This is a genomic window from Myxococcus sp. CA023 (assembly GCF_010998615.1).
In the GTDB taxonomy this organism is placed as follows: domain Bacteria; phylum Myxococcota; class Myxococcia; order Myxococcales; family Myxococcaceae; genus Myxococcus.
In genome coordinates this window covers 14289-31873 of the sequence record NZ_JAAEAH010000008.1, presented here as the reverse complement: position 1 = coordinate 31873, position 17585 = coordinate 14289, and the positions used below count along the sequence as shown (strand labels likewise).

Here is a 17585-nt window from a genome sequence, read left to right as displayed (position 1 = left end):
CAGTCTGGCAGAAGCCAGGGGCTGGGCGCTCGGGGGGAACGCGGTTCTCCTGGAAGCGTCGGCTGCCTGTCAGGCCGCAGGGCGGTGAGGCGCGCTACTGGAGGATGGCACCCTGGGCGAAGCGCTTCACCACCACCAGCAGCTCGTCCAGGGAAAAGGGCTTGGGCAGGAAGGCCGCGCAACGCAGGTGCTTCCAGTAGTCTGGCGGGCTGGCGCTCATCATGACCACGGGGATGTCACGCAGCAGGGGATTGCGCTCCATGGCCTCCAGCAGGGCCGGGCCGTTCATCACCGGCATCATGTAATCGAGCAGCACCAGACAGGGGTGCTCCTCGGCCATCCGCTCCAAGGCCTCCTTCCCATTGAGCGCGATGGCGGTCCGGTAGCCTTCGTCGCTCAGGAGGTCGCGCATGGCCTCGACGATGCCGAACTCGTCATCGACGATGAGGATGGGGCCCATGCCTAAGGCTCCTGGCGCCCGCCGCCGGGATGCCGGGGCTCGGACCACGTGGTCGACCGTGGCACGCCGGTCATCATCGCCTCGACATTCGTGAAGGCACCCGTCACCTCCATCCCCTTCGTGCTGATGCACAGCTCGCGCAGGGAGGTGTCGTGCGGGCTGTTGCGCAGCTTCAGCACCGTGACGAAGCGGCGCAGCCGGGAGTCCAGCTCGGCCTGGCGGAGGAAGAGGATGTTCTCCGCCACCATGGAGATGCCCCTCATCGGGAAGGTCACCTCCGGGCCAAACGCGGAGAGCGATTCGACGGAATAGAGCAGCGTCACGCCGCGCATGCGGCACTCATTGACCAGCGCGGCCAGGAAGCGCGACACGCGGGACTGTCGGACGGCCGCCCTGCGGAGCGCGTCGTAGCCGTCCAGGAAGATCCGGCGCACACCGCGGGTCCGGATGATGTCCAGCAGTTGCACGCCCAGCTTGTCCAGCAGGTTCTCCGTGGGCGGCCGGAAGCTGACCTCGAAGTCGCCCCGGTCGATGAGGGGCTTGAGGTCGAGCCCGATGCCCGCCGCCTGCGCCACCATCCGCTCGGGGGAGTCGTAGAAGGCGAAGTAGTGGACGCGCTCGCCCCGCCGGGCGCCCTCCGCGAGGAAGTTCAGCCCCATCAGCGTCTTGCCGCTGCCCGACGGCCCCAGGAGGATGGTCGTCGAGCCCTGGGCCACGCCCCCGGTCAGCATCGCGTCCATCCCGGGGATGCCAAACGCGCACTTCGCGTCCAGCGGCGGCCCCGGCGGAGGCCCGGACTCCGCGAGCGTCTCCAGGCGGGGATAGATGATGATGCCGTCCTGGGTGATGTCGAAGCTGTGCTTGCCCAGCAGATAGGGGCTGCCCCGGAATTTGCGCACGAACAGCTCGCGCACGGCACGCGCGCCGAACATGCGCTGCCGGAGCAGCAGCAGCCCATCCACCATGGTGTGCTCGGCGCGCAGGCCTTGTCCTCGGCCGGTGGTGAGGATCAACGTCGTGCAGCCCATGAGGCCCGTCACCACCTGGAGGCCGTGGATGAACTTCTTGATGGCCTGCTGCGACGGCGCCACCTCCTCCGCGGCCACCAGCCCGTCCAGCACGAGCAACGTGGCCTGGTAGTTTTTCGTCTCCTTGCGGATGAGGTCCGCCAGCGCGTCCAGCCCACCCTGCTCCAGCACCGTGAAGGCGCTCAGATAGGTGATGGCGTTGGGCAGCAGCGTGGGGTCGAAGTAGGACAGCGAGGAGAGGTTGCCGACCAGCTCCGTGTGCGACTCCGCCAGCAGCGTCAGGTAGAGCACGCGCCCGCCGTGGCGCTTCGCGTGGTGGAAGCACACCTGGTTGGCGAAGATGGTCTTCCCCGAGCCCGGAAGGCCCATCAGCATGTAGGTGCGGGTCTTGCGGAAGCCTCCGTGCAGCACGGTGTCGAGGCCTGGAATGCCCGTGGAAATCCGCTCCGCCACGCGTGGAGTGCCTTCGGTCATTTCGCGTTCCCTTTCCTGGGCCCGGCCCGGGTGTGGCCCCGCTGGAATGATGAGAGCAGTGCGCTCGCCTTCTCTGGGGAACACTCCTTGCCACAGCGCTTCTTCCGAGATGCCGCTGAATCGCGCGGGCCCCAGCGGCATTCAACAGAGGTGGACCGTCTCAGAAACTACGCTGCACGGTCCTCGCGGTGCCGCCCGTGGGGCCAACGTCGCTCGCGATGCGATACCAACTCACGCCATCCGTTGAATAGCGGAACCCGAATGCATAGGCGTTCCAGGGCGTATACGCGAGCGGTTCCGCGGCGAGGTTCCAGCGGTACCGGTAGTTGTTGCCCACCCGCCCCTGATAGGCCAGCCATTGGTGCTGCGTGGCCGCGCCGTCCACGCTGAACTCCACCTGCGCCTGGATGAGCGCCGGACGCGCGGTGGCGGCATCCGTCACGCCGGGCACGTACACGTCCGCGTCCACGAACTTGCAGGCGCGCTCCATGACGTAGCTGTCGATGACGATGGGGTCCGCCAGCCCGTCGCGGTGCTCGCAGTCGCGCGCGAAGCTGCCGCCCCAGTCACCGGCCCACACCACAGCGGAGGGCGACTGCGCTTCCACGGGGAAGACGTAGTTCTGGCCGTAGTTGCTGTCGTACTTCGGCGCGCAGGTGCGGCCGGAGGTGAAGAACCATGTCTCCACGCTCGTGGCGTCCGAGGGCACTGTCACCTCGAAGGGCTTGTTCACGAACGAGGTGCTGCCCGTGGCCTGCTTCACGCTGCCGCTGAAGAGCTGGCCACTGGGGAGGAAGCGGACATAGGCCAGCGTGTCCCACGCCTGCTGGCCGGCGTAGGTGCTGTGGTGACAGTCCGTCATCCGGTAGAGGTCGTAGTCGACGACGAGCGCGCCGCCGCGGACGATGGCGCCGTGCTGCGAGTGCGTCCAGCCGTTGAGGAAGCGCACCGTGGCGGTGGGCGTGGTGAGCGGCGCCTGCTGTGACTCCGTGGAGCTGGCAGACGTCTCCTCCTGCTGCTGAGGCGCTCCGCCACAGGCCGCCATCAGCGGCAACGCGAGGGCCAGATACTTCCAGACAGACGTCTCCATGTGGGTTCTCCAGAAGACTTGGATACCGCCACTTAACAGGACTTCCTTGCGCATGCGCTGCTGGCCGCCCGCACTGTCAGGGGGCGTGCGGTTTCACGGCGGACAGCTCCTCCATGCCGTCACAGGCGGTGGCGAGCACAAGGGGGGGACAGCATGGCCAGTCGGATGCGGAAGGAGGACATGGAGGCTCCAGGCGGGGGTGATTTCAGGTAAAGCTTGATTTTTCACGGAAGGTGCGCCGGGCAATCCGGTGCGGGCGGCCGGGTGAGGCCGGCGGCTTCACTTGTCCTGCCTTCGCTGGGTGTGACATGGGGCCTGCAGAACCCGAGGCTCCTTCCGTGCCTCCGCTCATCGAGGCCCCGAATGGATTTTTCCGCGCTTGCGCTATCTCCCCCCCTGCTCCAGGTCCTGGAGGAGCTCGACTTCAAGACGGCCACGCCCATCCAGGCGCAGAGCATCCCGGTGCTGCTCCAGGGCAGAGACCTGGTCGGCCAGGCGCAGACGGGCAGCGGCAAGACGGCGGCCTTCGCGCTGCCGCTGCTCCAGAAGGTCCAGTTGCAGCACCGCAAGGTGCAGGCGCTGGTGCTGTGTCCGACGCGTGAGCTGTGCGCGCAGGTGGCGGGCGAGATTCGCAGGTTGGGGCGGCGGCTGCCCGGGCTCCAGGTGCTGGTGCTCGCGGGAGGCCAGCCCATCCGCCCGCAGCTGGAAGCACTGGAGAAGGGCGCGCACCTGGCGGTGGGAACGCCGGGCCGGGTGCTCGATGTGCTGGACCGCGAGGCGCTGGAGACGCGGCAGTTGTCCACGGTGGTGCTGGACGAGGCGGACCGGATGCTCGATATGGGCTTCCGCGAGGACATGGAGCGCATCCTCGGGGCCATGCCGCCGCGGCGGCAGACGGTGCTCTTCTCCGCCACCTTCCCGCCGGACATCGAAGCGCTGAGCCGCGATTTCCAGCGTCAGCCCGTCCGCGTCACGGTGGAGACCGCCACCGCGGGGCCCGACATCCAGCAGGTGCGCTACGACTGCGAGCCGGGAGACAAGCAGGTCCTGCTGCTGCGCATCCTCCGGCACTACCAGCCGGCGTCCGCCATCGTCTTCTGCAACCTCAAGGCAACGGTGGTGGAGTTGAAGAAGTCGCTCTCCGCGTCGGGCGTCAGCGTGGACGGGCTCCAGGGGGATTTGGAGCAGTTCGAGCGCGACCGGGTGATGGCGAAGTTCCGCAACCAGAGCACGCGGGTGCTCATCGCCACGGACGTGGCGGGACGCGGCATCGACGTGGAGGCGCTGGATGCCGTCATCAACTTCGACCTGCCCATGCAGGCCGAGCCCTACGTGCACCGCATCGGACGCACCGGACGGGCGGGGCGCGCGGGCCTGGCCGTCTCCATCGTCACGCCTCGGGATGGCCGCAAGGTGGACGACATCGAGCTGGCCACCAGCGTGAAGCTGGAGCGTGGGGACGTGGAGTCACTGCCCTCGGCGGACCCTCGCAACGCGGTGTCCCTGGAGTCGACGTGGGACACGCTCTACATCTCCGCCGGACGCAAGGACAAGATGCGGCCCGGCGACATCCTGGGCGCGCTCACGGGCGAGGCGGGCGGACTCAACGCGACCGACGTGGGCAAGATTGAAATCCAGGACCACGTGGCCTACGTCGCCGTCGCCCGACGCGTGTCGCGGGTGGCCTTCCAGCGGCTGAGCGAGGGCCGCATCAAGGGCCGCCGTCACAAAATCGAGCGCGTGAAGTAGCCCTGGCGTCTACGCGGCGCCGCGCAGGGACATCTCCTCGCGGAAGGCCTGGATGACCTCTTCCTCCGTGGGCAACTCGCCACAGCGCTTCTCCATCAACTTGGAGAGGACAGCGACGTAGGCCTCGCCGAACAGCGTGGTGAGCGCGGTGGCGGTGGTGGCGGAGATGAGCGCGCCAATCGCCGTGCCCGGGCCAGGGACGAGCTTCAGCAGGCCGGATACGATGGACTGTCCGGTGAAGGTGGCGCCCAGGCCAGTGATGCTCGCGCCCACCAGCGTGGAGAGGAAGGCCTCCGTCAGCGGGAGGCCGAAGACGCTACTCACCCCCGCCAGCATTCCGACCTGCGTGGGGACGAGCAGGGCGGCGTCGGCGAAAGGGATGGGGACGGCTCCAATGAGGCCGGCGGCGGCCGCGGCGCTGGCGACGATGCCGTGCGCGCGCTTGCGCTTCTGGCTGATGCTCACGCGCTGGGCGGCGGCGAAGGCGTTGCGCTGGGCTTCGGGGACCAGCTCCATGGTGAGCTCGACGAGCTCCACCAGGCCCTTGGGCTGGAGCGTATGGCCCTCGTCGTCCGTCTCCTGGAGCGCGCGCACGCGCATGACGTTACGGGCCATGGGCAGCAGCTTCTGCACCTCCGCGCGGAAGCCCTGGTCGCTGCGCGCCTTGGTGACGACGACCACCACCGGCATGTGCCGCGCGAGCATCTCCGCCGCCTTCACGTCGCCGTCCTCCACGCGGCGCGAGTCCTCGCTGATGCACAGCCATGCGCAGTGCAGGTGGCGCGTGGCGTCCGCGTCCTTCGCGCGCGCGGCCACCAGTTCCTCCAGCAGCTTCAGCGTCTCTTGAAAGGCGCCCAGCTCCAGGCCGCGGGTGTCGAGGATGCTGACGGGGATGCCGTCCTTCGTGTACTCGCGCGTCTCCTTCGTGACGGGGCGGCCCTGGCCGGTGTCCGCGATGCGGCCGTGGAACACCGCGTTGACCAGCGTGCTCTTGCCCACGCCGCTGCGGCCCGCGATGACGATGTTGACCCGGCCGCGCTTGCGGAAGGCCTCTTCAACCTGCTTGCGGATCTCCTCCGCCAGATGGATGTCCATGGGCTGCCGCTGCCTCCGCTGGTGAGCCCTCCCGCGTTGACGGGAGGGGGCTTCAGCGTAGCGGAAAGGCCGCGCGGGTCGACGATGGACCCATGGAGGGCCGCATGCCTGCTCTGCGGCAGGCGAGCAGGAGAGCGCCCACCATCCGCCCGCCGAGGCGCGGAAGCCGCCGCCCCGGCGGGGCCGGGACGGCGGCCTCGATGGGCGCTCTCAGGTGACTTCGGTGGTGGGCACCGCCTGCGCCGCCACCGGCTCCATGGCTGGCGCGGGGGCGGGCTGGCGGCGCGGTTGCCGCAGCCAGGCGTGGAGGCGCTCGAAGCGGAAGGTCTCATCGTAGGGGCGCAGCAGGAGGATGAGCGCGCCGAACATGATGGCCACGAAGCTGATGAGCCCGTGGAACACGGCGATGCCCAGGTGGAAGGCGATGCCCAGCGGCAACAGCACTCGCCGGAGGGACGGGCTCAGCAGTGGCCCCATCGCGAGTCCCAGCTCCAGCAGGAGGACGGACCAGGTGAGTAGCGCCACCACGGGGCTGCTGAGCACCGGGAGCATCAGGCGAGCCAGCCAGGCGGGGGCGCCAATCAGGGGGTCCAGCAACCAGTAGTACAGCGCGGTGCCGTCCACCCACTCCGCCACCTTGAACTTGCCCACGGAGGCATGGAAGTAGATGCCCGCGACCTGGAGACGGAGCATCACCCAGGCGGACCGGGCGATGAGCCGCTTCGGCTCGTCGTTCAGGCCGGCTTCGGAAGGCGCGCTCCAATGCCAGCGCCGGTCGTCCGTCAGCGTCAGGGGCAGCATCAGCAGTGCCAGGATGGCGGCAATCTGGTCACCGCCGTCCGTCAGCGTCGCGGACCAGTGCAGGCTGACGGCCACCCACCAATGCACGAGCCCCGTGAGGCGCGGGCGCCAGCCGGAAGCGACGACCACGAGCAGCAGCACCGCCGTCCAGCGCGCGACCTCCAGCCAGCCAGCGGGGAGCACGCAGAAGAGGGATGCCGCCCGGAGGCCATCGCAGAGAGGCGTGTTGGAGATGCCCGAGACGGGATGGAACATCGTCGTGGAGTGGCTGAAGGCGAGGGTGCCCGCCGTCGCCAGCGCGATGAGTGTTCTCGCCAGGCCGTAGACGTTGGTCCACGGAGAAGGCCCCGCCACCCAGGCGCGCGCGCGGTTGCCAAGCTCGGTCAGCATTCGACGTTCAACCTCAGGACCTTCGAGGGGAGGGTGATGGGCTTGTCCTGATGGGTGCGGCTCCAGGCCCACGGGATGGTCCGCTGGAAGACGAGCCCCAGCTCACCGCACATCGTGGGGCGGGGGCTCTTGTTGCGGAGCGTCTTCGCCACCGGAGCGCGCTCGAGGCAGGCGCTGGGAGCTTCGTTGCAGGCCACCTGTTCGAGCGCGGCGGCCTCGTTGGTCAAGATGCCCAGCTCCACGCTCTGGGCCCGCGAGACACGGTCGATGCCGAAGGCATTCTGGAGCTGGAAGTTGGGGGCATTGCTCGCCCAGACCCATTGACCTTCCGGCGTGCGGAGGTAGGGCAGCGTCCGGTCCTCACGTGGGTCTCGCGTGAAGAAGGCCCACCCCTCCGGGAGAATCAGCTTCATGTCGAAGTGCTTCTCGAAGGGGAGGTGGATGGGGTTGTAGGGCAACGACGCGTGCACGGCGTACATCGTGACGCTGGCCCAGCCGAGGATGAGGCCCAATGCCAGCAGGCCCAGGCGGCGGGGCGAGGAGGTTCGGGGGGAGTGGGAAGACGCGGTCACGGCCGTGCTCGTGAAAGGGAGGGAAGAAGGGGAGCGCCCACCGGTGAGGGCGGCGGACACTCCCCAGGGGACTACTCGGCGGGAGCGAACTTCTTCACCAGCATGTCCACCCACACATCGCGCTTGAGCCGGCTGGCCTCGGACTCCATGACAGGCGTCATGTCGAACTGCGTGATGAAGAGGAACACGAGGATGATCACCGCGGCGGCGGTTTCGATGTAGACGGTCAGGCCGGCCTGCACGTGCTCCATGGAGCCGATACCCACGCCGCCTTCCTGGTCCGCGGTCTTGCTCAGCTCCTTCACGGCGGACATCACCAGGGTGCGCGTGTCGGTCAGCAGTTGGTCGACGACCAGGTGGTTGCCGCTGCGCAGGTCCTTGTTGAAGCGCTCGAAGAACGCGGCGTCCAACTCGGCCATCTTGGCGATGACTGACTCGGCGGCCTGTTCGCGCTTCGCCAGGGTGTCATCGCCCAGCCGCTCCTTGATTTCCGGACGCTGCCAGATGTCATCGAAGTGGTGGGCGTCCGGGCCCAGGCCAAAGGCCATGCCCTTGAAGAGGCTCTGGCCGGACTGCGCCGGGTTCTGGGCGACGCGGACCGCGGCGCCGTTGTCCGAGGGGCCGCAGCCCACGCCGAAGGTGCTCAACGAGATGAGGGCCGTTGCGGCCGAGGTCAATTTCAGGGTGGAGCGCTTCAAGGTGTTCTCCTGACGAGGTGTGGGTGTCCGCGACGCACCCCGGATGTCGGAGGGCGTCACGTACAAGTCAGGATTTTGGCAAAACTGGATTTATCTACAATCCCAAGAATCTCTTAATGTCGCACATTGGTGTATCAGTTTCCTGTATGTGGAAAATTACCTATCTGACGGGTTTGTCCCGCCAGGAGTCGGACGTGACGGCGTTCAAGCACGGGCGGCCCGCGCGGAAGATGCCGCCGGTGTTCGGCACGGCCCAGCCGCCCCAGGGCGTCTCCGACATGCTGCGGCGCCTGGCCTACAAGTACCCGGACCACTGACGCGGCACTGGACGGCGGCGTCGTGATGCGCCGGCTCCGGGCCTGGTGACGGCTACTTGCGCAGCAGCGTGCCTTCGAAGAAGAACGCCAGGCACGCGGCCAGGATGAGCCAGGTCCACAGCGGCACCGTCGGCTTGTCCGCGTCACCCGTGGAGGCCTTCACCGTCTCTTCTCCGAAGTAGGCGGTGAGGGTGTCCGTCGGCACTCGTCCCAGGTCGCTCTCGGAAGGGTCGAGCACGGCGGCGAAGGACAGGTCCGGCTGCACCTTCCCGTCCGCGCCCAGCACCGAGTACACGCCCGGCTCCGTCACCGGCCCGGCCACCAGCGCGCCTTCCGGCTGCTCCTTCACGGTGACTTCGGTGCCGTCCGGCGCGCGCACTGAGGACACCTTCTGGGCCCCCTCCGGGCGCAGCGTGGCGCTTTCGCCCACGCGCACGCGCACCTCCTCGCGCTCGTCCAGGGAGCCGGTGAGGTACGCGGCGAAGCGCTGCATCAGCGGCAGGAAGGAAGTGCGGATGGAGAAGTCGCTCCAGTCGCGGTCCACCGTGCTGGTGAGCAGCGCCACGCGCCCCTTGCCCTTGCGCGCCACGGCCACCGCTGGCGCGCCGTCCTCGTAAGTGGCCAGCACCTGACTGGCGCCGGCGGCGCCCGGGGAGTCCGCCTCCAGCAGCATGTACTTGTAGAAGCGTGCCCCCACGAGCCCTTCCTCCGCCTGCCCCGTGAAGGGCGAGAAGAGGACGTGCTCCACGGAGACCTGCGCCAGCCGCGCGCTCTTGGTATCCGCGTCCGGGTCGTCGCGCTCGGCGCTGGTGCGCACCAGGCGCAGCGGACGCGGCAGCACCGGGCCCAGCCGCTGGTTGTACGCCTCCGGGTTCACCCGGTCGCCCATGCTGATGAAGAGGCCGCCGCCGTTCTCCACGAAGGCCGCCAGCTTCTGCGCCTCGTCGGCGCTCGGCGCGGGCACGTTGAGCAGCAGGACCAGGTCGTAGGCGGAGAAGTCTTCGCGCAGGCCCACCTCCGCGTCGCGCGTGGCCACCTCCACCGGCGAGCCCGGCGCGGTGAGGGCCGCGTCCACGAAGAAGGCTTCATCCCGGTAGCGCGTCGCGTGGGGCGAGCCATTCACCACCAGCGCCTTCAGCGCGCGGGGCACCGGCAGCACGAACGAACGCCGGTCATCCTCCACCAGCGCGTCCGGCGCCAGCGTCACCTGCCCCAGCACCGTGCCGCCCTGCGGGAAGCGCACGGTGAGCGTCTTCTGCGTCGTGCCGCCCGGGGGGATGTCCACGAAGCCCTTGGCCAGCGTGGACTCGCCCACGCGCACCGCGGCCTCCAGGTCCTTCACCGGCTCCGCGCCGAAGTTGCGCACCGTGAAGGTGAACTGGAACGTGCGCGGGCCGGCCTGCAGCGCGGGCTCTACCTTGAGGTCGACGATGGCGCGGTTGTTCAGCACCTCGTGGCCCTCGGCCGCGTCGCGCAGCACCACCTCCGGCTTCACGGGCGCGCCCGTGGGGCCCTTCACCGTGGGCGGCGGCGCCTCCAGGCGGAAGGCCGCGGCCGTCATGTCGGAGACCAGCACCAGCCGCTTGGCCGGCATGGGGTTCTCCTCCAGCGCGCGGGCCGCCATGTCCAGGCAGCGCGACAGGTCCGCGGTGCCGTGGGTGGCCTTCGCTTCATCCACCAGCGAGCGCAGACGGCCGCGGTCGAAGCCCGGCGGCGGCGGCGCGGCTGGGGACTGCGTGCACACCAGCACGGTGGCGGGCTCTTCGGGCAGCAGGTCCTTCAGCGCGTCGCGGGCCTCGTCGCGGGCGCGCTCGAAGAGCGGCGTGCCGTCCGACCAGCGCATGGACAACGACGCGTCCAGGATGATGGCCGTGGCCGCGGGGCCCTTCACCACCTGCGCGGCGGCCGCGTCACGCGTCAGCTCGGGGCGCGCCAGGGCGATGGGGATGGCCAGCAGGATGAGCGTGCGCAGCGCGTACAGCAGCAGGCGCTTGAGCTTGAGGCGGCTGGCGGTGCGCTTCTGGCTGCGCATCACGAAGGCCAGCGGTCCGAAGGGGTGCGGACGGGGACGGCGCCGGTCGAACAGGTGCACCAGCAGGGGGATGAGGGCGCCCAGCGCGCCCAGCAGCATCCACGGATTGCCGAAGGTCACCGGCGCCTCCCGCGCCGCGACAGGTACCGCAGCAGCACGTCATCCAGCTTGTCGTCCGTGCGCACCAGGTCGTAGTCCACGTCCGCCTCGGCGCACGCGGCCTTCACGTTCGCCAGGAAGGCGTTGAACTCCTCCAGGTAGCTCTCCTTGATTTCGCGCGGGTTCACCTCGATGCGGCCCTGGCCCTCCATGTCGATGAAGAGCGTGGGGTCGTCGAAGGGGAACGTCAGCTCCGCCGGGTCCACCAGGTGGAACACGGACACATCGTTCTTCCGCTGGCGTAGCGCGAGGATGCGGCGCAGCGCGTCCTGGTTCTCGTCCAGCAAGTCCGACAGGACGATGACGCTGGAGCGCCGGGGCAACACCTCTGCCAGGTGGTCCGCCGCGCTGCCCAGGTCCGTGGTGCCGGTGGGCTCGGTGTGCTCCAGCGTGTCCAGCAGCACGTTGAGGTGCCCGGCCGACGCGCGCGGCGGCACGTCCTTCCACTTGCCGCCCGCCAGCAGCGCCAGGCCCGCCGCGTCCTGCTGGCGCACCAGCAGGTAGCACAGCGCGCCCGCCAGCGTGGTGGCCACGTCCAGCTTGCTCAGCGCGCCGCTGCGGTAGCCCATGGAGGCGGACGCATCCACCACCATGACGGCGCGCAGGTTCGTCTCGTGCTCGAAGCGCTTGACGTAGTACTTGTCGAACTTGCCGTAGGCCTTCCAGTCAAGGTGGCGGAGCTCGTCGCCGGGGGCGTACTCCTTGTGCTCCGCGAACTCCACGCTCTGCCCCTGATGCGGGCTCTTGTGGAGGCCGGACAACACGCCCTCCATCACCGCGCGGGCGCGCAGCTTCACTCCCTGAAGGCGGGCCAGTGTCTGGGCGTCGAGCAGCATGGCGCGGGCTTGGCTAGCCCTTCACCACCGTGAGGAGCTGGTCGATGAGCTTCACGGAGGTGATGCCCTCGCTCTCCGCGGTGAAGTTGGGCAGCACGCGGTGGCGCAGCACGGGACGGGCCAGGGCGCGCACGTCCTCGACGGTGGCGACGAAGCGGCCGTGGAGGATGGCGCGCGCCTTGGCGGCCACCACCAGGTACTGGCTGGCGCGGGGGCCCGCGCCCCAGGACGTGTTCTTCGCGATGAAGTCCAGCGCGCCCGGCTCCTTGGGCCGCGTGTGGCGCACCAGCTCCACGGCGTAGCGCACCACGTGGTCCGGCACCGGCACGCGCCGCACCAACTCCTGGAGCGCGAGGATGCGCTCGGGGGACAGAATCTTCTCCAGCTTCGGCTGCGGACCGCCGGTGGTGCTCTTGACGATTTGCACCTCTTCGTCGGCGGTGGGGTAGCCCACGTCCACCAGGAACATGAAGCGGTCGAGCTGGGCCTCGGGCAGCGGATAGGTGCCCTCCTGCTCGATGGGGTTCTGCGTGGCGAAGACGAGGAAGGGCAGCTCCAGCGGGTACGTGCGGCCACCGGCGGTGATGCGGTACTCCTGCATGGCTTGCAGCAGCGCGGCCTGCGTCTTCGGCGGGGTGCGGTTCACCTCGTCCGCCAGGATGATGTTCGCGAACAGCGGACCCTGGAGGAAGCGGAAGGTGCGCCGGCCGGTGGTGCGGTCCTCTTCCAGGATGTCCGTGCCGGTGATGTCCGACGGCATCAGGTCCGGCGTGAACTGGATGCGATTGAAGGACAGGTTGAGGACGTCCGCCAGCGTGGAGATGAGCAGCGTCTTGGCGAGGCCCGGCACACCCACGAAGAGGCAGTGGCCGCGGCTGAAGAGGGAGATGAGCAGGTGCTCCACCACCTCGCGCTGACCGACGACGCGCTTTTCAATCTGGGCGACGATTTCGTTGCGGGCCTGGGCGAGCTCCTCGACGGCACGGAGGTCGTCGCCTGAGGCGTCGGGCACGGGCAGAGAGTCGGGGGCGGCGCTTTCCATGGAAGGGTTCTCTTAATTCGTGGGCGGCGCTGGGACCAAAGGATTCCGCCACCCCTGTGCCAGGGCGTGCGCTGCCAACCGTTCGGGGGGAGACCTATTCCGCTGCCGCACACCCCGGCACGCTGGGGCACATGGGCGCGCTGATCGCCTGCACGCCCCCCTGCCATGTGACAGTGCCCCTGGGCTGGGGGGGAATGCCGGGGGCTGGACACGCTGCTTAGGTTCCCAGGGCCTCGCTTCCGGTGGACGGGAGCAGGCTCCTTGGAGCGTGTCATGGGGTCATTTCGGCGGCGGGGTGGGCGTGGCAACCTCTGGACGGGGCTTCTTCCAGTTGCCCTGCTGTGGGTGGCGGGAGGGTGCGGAGAGAGCCGCGGGGACGGGGGGACTTCGGTCGAAGCGCCGCGTGACGGCGACGAAGCCACACCGGGGGTGGCCGTGACGCCCACGGCGCCGCAGGACCCCAGCGGGCTTCCTCAGCGTCCGATTCCGGCCGCGGCCTCGCCGTGGAACCTGGTGGTGGGTGGGCCCCAGGACGACGTCGGGACGGGCGTGGCCACGGCTCCCACTGGAGATGTGGCGGTGGTGGTGTACAGCACGCCGCGCCAGGACGGTGAGCGCGAGCCCGTGGAAGGCGAGAAGCTGGCGCTGACGCTTGCGCGCTACGCGGCGGATGGGACGCCGCGCTGGTCACGTGAGTGGGGGCGCAACCGCTTCTCCGACACGCGCGTGGCGGCGAGCGACGCGGCGACGTTCCTGTCGGGCAACGCGTTCCTCTACTCAGCGGACTTCGGACTCGGCGAGGCGCAGGACGGCTTCCTGGTGAAGTTCGACACGGAAGGCACTCCGGTGTGGCAGCACCGCGTGGGGCAGAAGGTCTACGCCATCGCCGCGGACGCGCAGGGCGGCGTGCTGGCCGCGGGCGAGGAGTGGGAGGGGGAGTTCATCGAGGACCCCGTGCTCACGCGCTACGCCGCGGACGGCTCCGTGCTGTGGACGCGGCGATTCCACGGCGCCAACATGGACACCGCGCTGCACGCGGCGACGCTGGCGCCTTCGGGACAGTCAATTCTGGCCGGACAGCTCGTGGACGCGCTGGAGGTGGACGGTCAGACGTTCGGCGCGCCCGGTGTGCGCGGCTTCGTGGTGCTGACGTTCGATGCGTCCGGGCGCTTGCTGTGGGGCAAGGAGCTGCCGGGCGTGAAGGGCCGCATCACCTCGGTGACGGTGGCGGCGGATGGCACGCTCGTGGCGGCGGGTGACTTCAGCGGCCTGCTGGCGTGGGGCGAGGCGTCGCTCGATTCCTCGGGGGCCTTCGTGCTGACGGCGGGCGCGGATGGCAGCGCGGGTTGGGTGCGCCAGCCCGTGTGTGGGCCGGTGACCGAGCTGGGCGCGTCTGTCGCGGTGGAGGACTCGGGCGGCGTCGCGGTGACGTGTGGCAGCGTGCTGACGCGCTACGCGGCTTCAGGGGCGTGGCTGGGTGAGCAGACGCTGGAGGCGCAGCCCTGCGCCAGCGGGGTGTGCTCGCTGACCATCGCGGGTGTGGCCGCGGTGCCGGGCCGTGGGCTCGCGGTCACCGGTTGGCAGCGCGATGGGGCGGGCGACACCTGGAATCAGGACGCCTTCCTCAGGCTCGTGGTGCCGTAGCGGCCGGGGCCGCTACAGTGCGCGGCCATGTCCGCTCCTGCCGCAGAGGTCCTTCTCGAGGTGGAGGGTGCCGTCGCTACTCTCACCCTCAACGACACCGCCCGACGCAACGTGATGACGCCCGAGCTGGGAGACGCGCTGTGCGCGCGCGTCGCCGAGCTGAAGGGGCGTGACGATGTCCGGGCGGTGGTGCTCACCGGGGCGGGAGGCGCGTTCTCCGCCGGTGGGGACCTGAAGATGCTGGAGCGGCTGCGCCAGGTGTCCTTCGAGGATGCGCGCGCGTTCATGCTTGGCTTCTATGCGCGCTATCTCAGCGTGCTGGACCTGCCGGTGCCCGTCATCGCGGCGGTGGACGGGCCCGCGATTGGCGCGGGGCTGTGCGTGGCGCTGGCGTGTGACGTGTGCCTCGTGGCCGAGGACTCGAAGCTGGCGCTCAACTTCGTCCAGTTGGGCCTGCATCCGGGCATGGGCGCCACGTACCTGGCGCCGCGCCGGGCGGGAGCGCAGACCGCCGCGGAGCTGCTGCTCACCGGCCGCCGCTTCGATGGCAAGGAAGCGGTGAAGCTGGGACTGGCGCTGGAGGCGGCGCCGGCGGGACAGGTGCTCACTCGCGCCAGGGAACTCGCGGGACGGATTGCCGCGAACGCGCCGCTCGCCGTGCGTGCGCTCAAACAGCGGCTGGGGCTCGACAGGGCGGAGCTTCAGCGCGCGCTGGAGGAGGAGGCGCGCTTTCAGGCGGAGAGCTACGGCAGCCAGGACCTGGGCGAGGGACTGGCCGCGGCGGCCGCACGGCGCGCCCCCGTGTTCCAGGGGCGCTGAGTTCATGCCTCAGTACACGTTGTACTTGCGGCGGAGCGCCTCGTGCTCCTCCGCGTTGCGCGACGGGCGGAGGATGCGCTGCGCGTCGTGCAGGTAGTACCAGTACTCGCTCGGCTTGGGTAACATCGCGGCCTGGAGCGAGGCCACGGTGGGCGCGCCGATGGGGCCGGGCGGCAGGCCCTTCTTGTGCCGCGTGTTGTACGGGTCCTGCGGATCCCGCAGGCGCTTGAGGAAGGCGACGCGGTCATTCCACTGCGCCAGCTCGTAGCGCGACGTGGCGTCCACGCCGAGCGGGTAGCCCTTGTCCACGCGCTTCCACAGGATGCCGGCGACCAGGGGGCGCTGGTCGGGCAGCGGCTCCTCGCGCTCCAGCATGGAGGCCATCACCACCACCTCGTGCAGCGTGCGACCGCTCTTCGTGATGGCATCGCGGTTGGGCGCGTAGAAGCGCTGCGCGAAGGCGTCCAGCTGACGCTGGATGAGCGCCTCCACATCGAACTTGCCCGGAATCACGCCGTAGGTCTCCGGGTAGAGGTAGCCCTCCAGCGTGCCCGTGGAGGGCAGGGGGAAGGGCGCGGTGAAGTTCTTGGGCTTGCTGGCCGCGGCGATGTACGCGCCCGGCTTGATGAAGCCCGCGGCCACGAGCGCCGCGTCCGTGTCGCGCAGGCGCCAGCCCTCGACGACGACGAACGGGACGTCCTCGGGAATGGGGTTGTCTTCCAGCTCCGTGGCCAGCTCGGCCAGCGTCATCGACGCGCTGACCTCATGGCGGCCCGCCTTGGGGGAGAAGCTGCCGCGCCGGTACAAGTGCCAGCGCCACACCCGCGCGTCGCGGATGAGGCCTTGCGATTCGAGCAGCGTGCCCAGGCCGCGCCCGGACGTTCCCTTGGGCACGGTGAACTCCACCACGTCCGCGCCAGGAGGCGCCGCGGCCGTGCGTGCCTGCTGCTCAATCCAGAAGAAGGCGCCCGCGCCGGACGCCACCAGCAGCACGAAGGCTGCACCCAGGACCCAGAGAATCCGCTTCATTCGCGGCGCACGCTATCACCGGATTCGGGCCGTGCCTGGGTTCCGGCATTCAGATGTCACCTCCTGGGCGCCAGGCGGGCCGGCGGTCAGGCGGCCGGTGCCGCCCCGAGCTTCAGGTCCCGGTTCAACCCGGTGTCCCGGCTCACGCGCCAGATTTTTTGATCCAGGTAGTAGTGGTGGAGCGCGAAGCCCCAGATGAAGCACTCCATCAGGTTGCGCAGCGTCAGCCCCGCGCCCAGGGGCACCTTCAAGTCGAAGCCGCCGCAGCCCGGGTGCGCGCCGAAGCCGCAGCCCAGGCCTCGGTACAGCAGCGTGAAGACGATGCCGCACACCGCGTAGAGGATGAAGCGCTGGCTCACCTTCGGCGCCCAGCCGAACGGCGCCGGGTCCACGCCCGCCGCGTGGTAGCGGTTGCGGTGATAGAACCAGACCACGCTGTGGTACTGCACGTTGTGGAACGCCGTCACCGCCACGGCGAACATGATGAAGTCCATGCGTGCCGCGAACGGAGGCCAGAACACCACGGCCGACAGTCCCATCGCCGCGCCCATCATCAGCAGCTTGGGACCATTCACCTTCAGACCCGCCCGGTGTCGCTGCACCTGCCGGCCCGCGTAGAGCACCACCAGCGCCAGCACGGTCGCGAAGCAGGCTCCGGCCACCACCGGCTCCCATGTGGGCGGACCCACCAGGCCCAGCTGCTTGCGCGCGCCCGGATGTGACACCGCGAACGCGACGAAGGGCGCCAGCAGCCCCGTGTACAGCGTCACGCTGTCGAGCCGCCGGTCCAGTGGCAGCGACTCGCCGCTCTTGCGTTGGTACAGCACCATGATGCCGTAGTGCTGCCGCACCACGTGCCAGTAGGCCCAGAGCGCCGCCGCCGTCATGAAGAGGGCGAAGGGCAGCTTCGTGCCCAGCAGCGCAGACAGTCCGAACGACACCGGGCCCGCCGCGAACCACGCCAGGCTGCCCAGCAGCAAGCGCCGCCGTGTCTGCCATTCCCGCGCATCCAGATAGGTCCGCGATACCGTGGCGAACAGATGCGGCCCATCCAGCGCGAGCACCCATGCCCACCACAACAGCAGGCTGCTGACGCCGCCCTAGACATGGAGTCCGACCAGCGCCAGGCTCACCCCGAGGCCGCCCCCAGTGGAAATCAGGTCGTGCCGCCGGTCGACGAGCCAGCCCGCGCGTGCGGGGCCTGGGACTGCGAGAGGGATGGCGCTCATGAGGGCTCCCGAGGGACGCCACGGAGGATATAGGAGGGTGCAGGTAGGTGGTCTGCCCACCTGTCGACGCCATTCGCGGGGCAGGGGACTGAGGGGTCAAAACCTACTTGAGCGGCGGGGC

General features: G+C 69.5%; 16 protein-coding genes. 4 read left to right on the top strand and 12 right to left on the bottom strand.

Annotated elements, in window-relative coordinates:
* Positions 1-94: 94 nt before the first annotated feature.
* The 3 genes from F8M74_RS04915 to F8M74_RS04905 all read right to left on the bottom strand — a co-directional run bounded on the left by F8M74_RS04915 (position 95) and on the right by F8M74_RS04905 (position 3052).
* The gene (locus F8M74_RS04915; protein ID WP_140868136.1) at positions 95-460 is read right to left on the bottom strand and encodes a two-component system response regulator; all 366 of its coding nucleotides are present in this window, start codon (positions 458-460) and stop codon (positions 95-97) included.
* A 2-nt stretch (positions 461-462) separates the two neighbouring features.
* Positions 463-1962, bottom strand: coding sequence for an ATPase domain-containing protein (locus F8M74_RS04910; RefSeq protein WP_141253348.1), 1500 nt, complete (start codon positions 1960-1962; stop codon positions 463-465).
* A 160-nt stretch (positions 1963-2122) separates the two neighbouring features.
* Positions 2123-3052 (bottom strand): DUF6209 family protein, encoded by a 930-nt coding sequence (locus tag F8M74_RS04905; protein ID WP_141253347.1) that lies wholly within the window; start codon positions 3050-3052, stop codon positions 2123-2125.
* A 363-nt stretch (positions 3053-3415) separates the two neighbouring features.
* Between F8M74_RS04905 and dbpA the strand changes: the two genes are divergently transcribed.
* The gene (dbpA, locus tag F8M74_RS04900; protein ID WP_141253346.1) at positions 3416-4801 is read left to right on the top strand and encodes an ATP-dependent RNA helicase DbpA; all 1386 of its coding nucleotides are present in this window, start codon (positions 3416-3418) and stop codon (positions 4799-4801) included.
* Positions 4802-4810: 9 nt separating this feature from the next.
* On the opposite strand, the gene F8M74_RS04895 is transcribed toward dbpA, so the two are convergent.
* The 4 genes from F8M74_RS04895 to F8M74_RS04880 form a co-directional block, all read right to left on the bottom strand.
* The gene (locus F8M74_RS04895; protein WP_141253345.1) at positions 4811-5896 is read right to left on the bottom strand and encodes a YcjF family protein; all 1086 of its coding nucleotides are present in this window, start codon (positions 5894-5896) and stop codon (positions 4811-4813) included.
* Between the two features lie 210 nt (positions 5897-6106).
* Positions 6107-7087: a sporulation-delaying protein SdpB family protein gene (locus tag F8M74_RS04890; protein WP_141253344.1), complete on the bottom strand. Its 981-nt coding sequence runs from the start codon at positions 7085-7087 to the stop codon at positions 6107-6109.
* Entirely contained in the window at positions 7081-7659 is a 579-nt protein-coding gene (locus tag F8M74_RS04885; protein WP_228559298.1) for an SdpA family antimicrobial peptide system protein, read from the bottom strand. Before F8M74_RS04885 ends, F8M74_RS04890 begins: the two co-directional genes overlap by 7 nt.
* Before the next feature lie 71 nt (positions 7660-7730).
* On the bottom strand, positions 7731-8357 hold the full coding sequence (locus tag F8M74_RS04880; protein ID WP_141253343.1) for a sporulation delaying protein family toxin: 627 nt from the start codon (positions 8355-8357) through the stop codon (positions 7731-7733).
* A gap of 194 nt (positions 8358-8551) precedes the next feature.
* On the opposite strand from F8M74_RS04880, the gene F8M74_RS38405 reads away from it, so the two are divergent.
* Entirely contained in the window at positions 8552-8674 is a 123-nt protein-coding gene (locus tag F8M74_RS38405) for a hypothetical protein (RefSeq protein WP_255470704.1), read from the top strand.
* A 52-nt stretch (positions 8675-8726) separates the two neighbouring features.
* On the opposite strand, the gene F8M74_RS04875 is transcribed toward F8M74_RS38405, so the two are convergent.
* The 3 genes from F8M74_RS04875 to F8M74_RS04865 are packed head-to-tail and all read right to left on the bottom strand — an operon-like array spanning position 8727 to position 12743.
* A complete protein-coding gene (locus F8M74_RS04875; RefSeq protein WP_141253342.1) occupies positions 8727-10826 on the bottom strand; it encodes a BatA domain-containing protein in 2100 nt (699 codons plus the stop codon).
* Positions 10823-11701 carry a DUF58 domain-containing protein gene (locus F8M74_RS04870; protein ID WP_141253341.1) on the bottom strand — a complete coding sequence of 293 codons (879 nt, stop codon included), beginning with the start codon at positions 11699-11701 and terminating at the stop codon, positions 10823-10825. Before F8M74_RS04870 ends, F8M74_RS04875 begins: the two co-directional genes overlap by 4 nt.
* 13 nt (positions 11702-11714) lie before the next feature.
* A complete protein-coding gene (locus tag F8M74_RS04865; protein ID WP_011556536.1) occupies positions 11715-12743 on the bottom strand; it encodes a MoxR family ATPase in 1029 nt (342 codons plus the stop codon).
* Between the two features lie 273 nt (positions 12744-13016).
* On the opposite strand from F8M74_RS04865, the gene F8M74_RS04860 reads away from it, so the two are divergent.
* Positions 13017-14387 carry a hypothetical protein gene (locus tag F8M74_RS04860; RefSeq protein ID WP_141341445.1) on the top strand — a complete coding sequence of 457 codons (1371 nt, stop codon included), beginning with the start codon at positions 13017-13019 and terminating at the stop codon, positions 14385-14387.
* Between the two features lie 27 nt (positions 14388-14414).
* On the top strand, positions 14415-15206 hold the full coding sequence (locus tag F8M74_RS04855) for an enoyl-CoA hydratase/isomerase family protein (protein ID WP_141258128.1): 792 nt from the start codon (positions 14415-14417) through the stop codon (positions 15204-15206).
* Between the two features lie 9 nt (positions 15207-15215).
* Here the strand turns inward: F8M74_RS04855 and mltG are convergent, their stop codons facing one another.
* The gene (gene mltG / locus F8M74_RS04850) at positions 15216-16235 is read right to left on the bottom strand and encodes an endolytic transglycosylase MltG (RefSeq protein WP_141258127.1); all 1020 of its coding nucleotides are present in this window, start codon (positions 16233-16235) and stop codon (positions 15216-15218) included.
* Between the two features lie 86 nt (positions 16236-16321).
* Positions 16322-17299, bottom strand: coding sequence for a hypothetical protein (locus tag F8M74_RS04845; protein ID WP_228559296.1), 978 nt, complete (start codon positions 17297-17299; stop codon positions 16322-16324).
* Between the last annotated feature and the right edge of the window lie 286 nt (positions 17300-17585).

Bases quoted from the DNA above. Each gene is read 5' to 3' on its own strand.
- F8M74_RS04855 (WP_141258128.1), top strand. From the start codon at position 14,415: ATGTCCGCTCCTGCCGCAGAGGTCCTTCTCGAGGTGGAGGGTGCCGTC.
- F8M74_RS04915 (WP_140868136.1), bottom strand. From the start codon at position 460: ATGGGCCCCATCCTCATCGTCGATGACGAGTTCGGCATCGTCGAGGCC.
- dbpA (WP_141253346.1), top strand. From the start codon at position 3,416: ATGGATTTTTCCGCGCTTGCGCTATCTCCCCCCCTGCTCCAGGTCCTG.
- F8M74_RS04865 (WP_011556536.1), bottom strand. From the start codon at position 12,743: ATGGAAAGCGCCGCCCCCGACTCTCTGCCCGTGCCCGACGCCTCAGGC.
- F8M74_RS04905 (WP_141253347.1), bottom strand. From the start codon at position 3,052: ATGGAGACGTCTGTCTGGAAGTATCTGGCCCTCGCGTTGCCGCTGATG.
- F8M74_RS04890 (WP_141253344.1), bottom strand. From the start codon at position 7,087: ATGCTGACCGAGCTTGGCAACCGCGCGCGCGCCTGGGTGGCGGGGCCT.
- mltG (WP_141258127.1), bottom strand. From the start codon at position 16,235: ATGAAGCGGATTCTCTGGGTCCTGGGTGCAGCCTTCGTGCTGCTGGTG.
- F8M74_RS04910 (WP_141253348.1), bottom strand. From the start codon at position 1,962: ATGACCGAAGGCACTCCACGCGTGGCGGAGCGGATTTCCACGGGCATT.
- F8M74_RS04895 (WP_141253345.1), bottom strand. From the start codon at position 5,896: ATGGACATCCATCTGGCGGAGGAGATCCGCAAGCAGGTTGAAGAGGCC.
- F8M74_RS04860 (WP_141341445.1), top strand. From the start codon at position 13,017: ATGGGGTCATTTCGGCGGCGGGGTGGGCGTGGCAACCTCTGGACGGGG.
- F8M74_RS04870 (WP_141253341.1), bottom strand. From the start codon at position 11,701: ATGCTGCTCGACGCCCAGACACTGGCCCGCCTTCAGGGAGTGAAGCTG.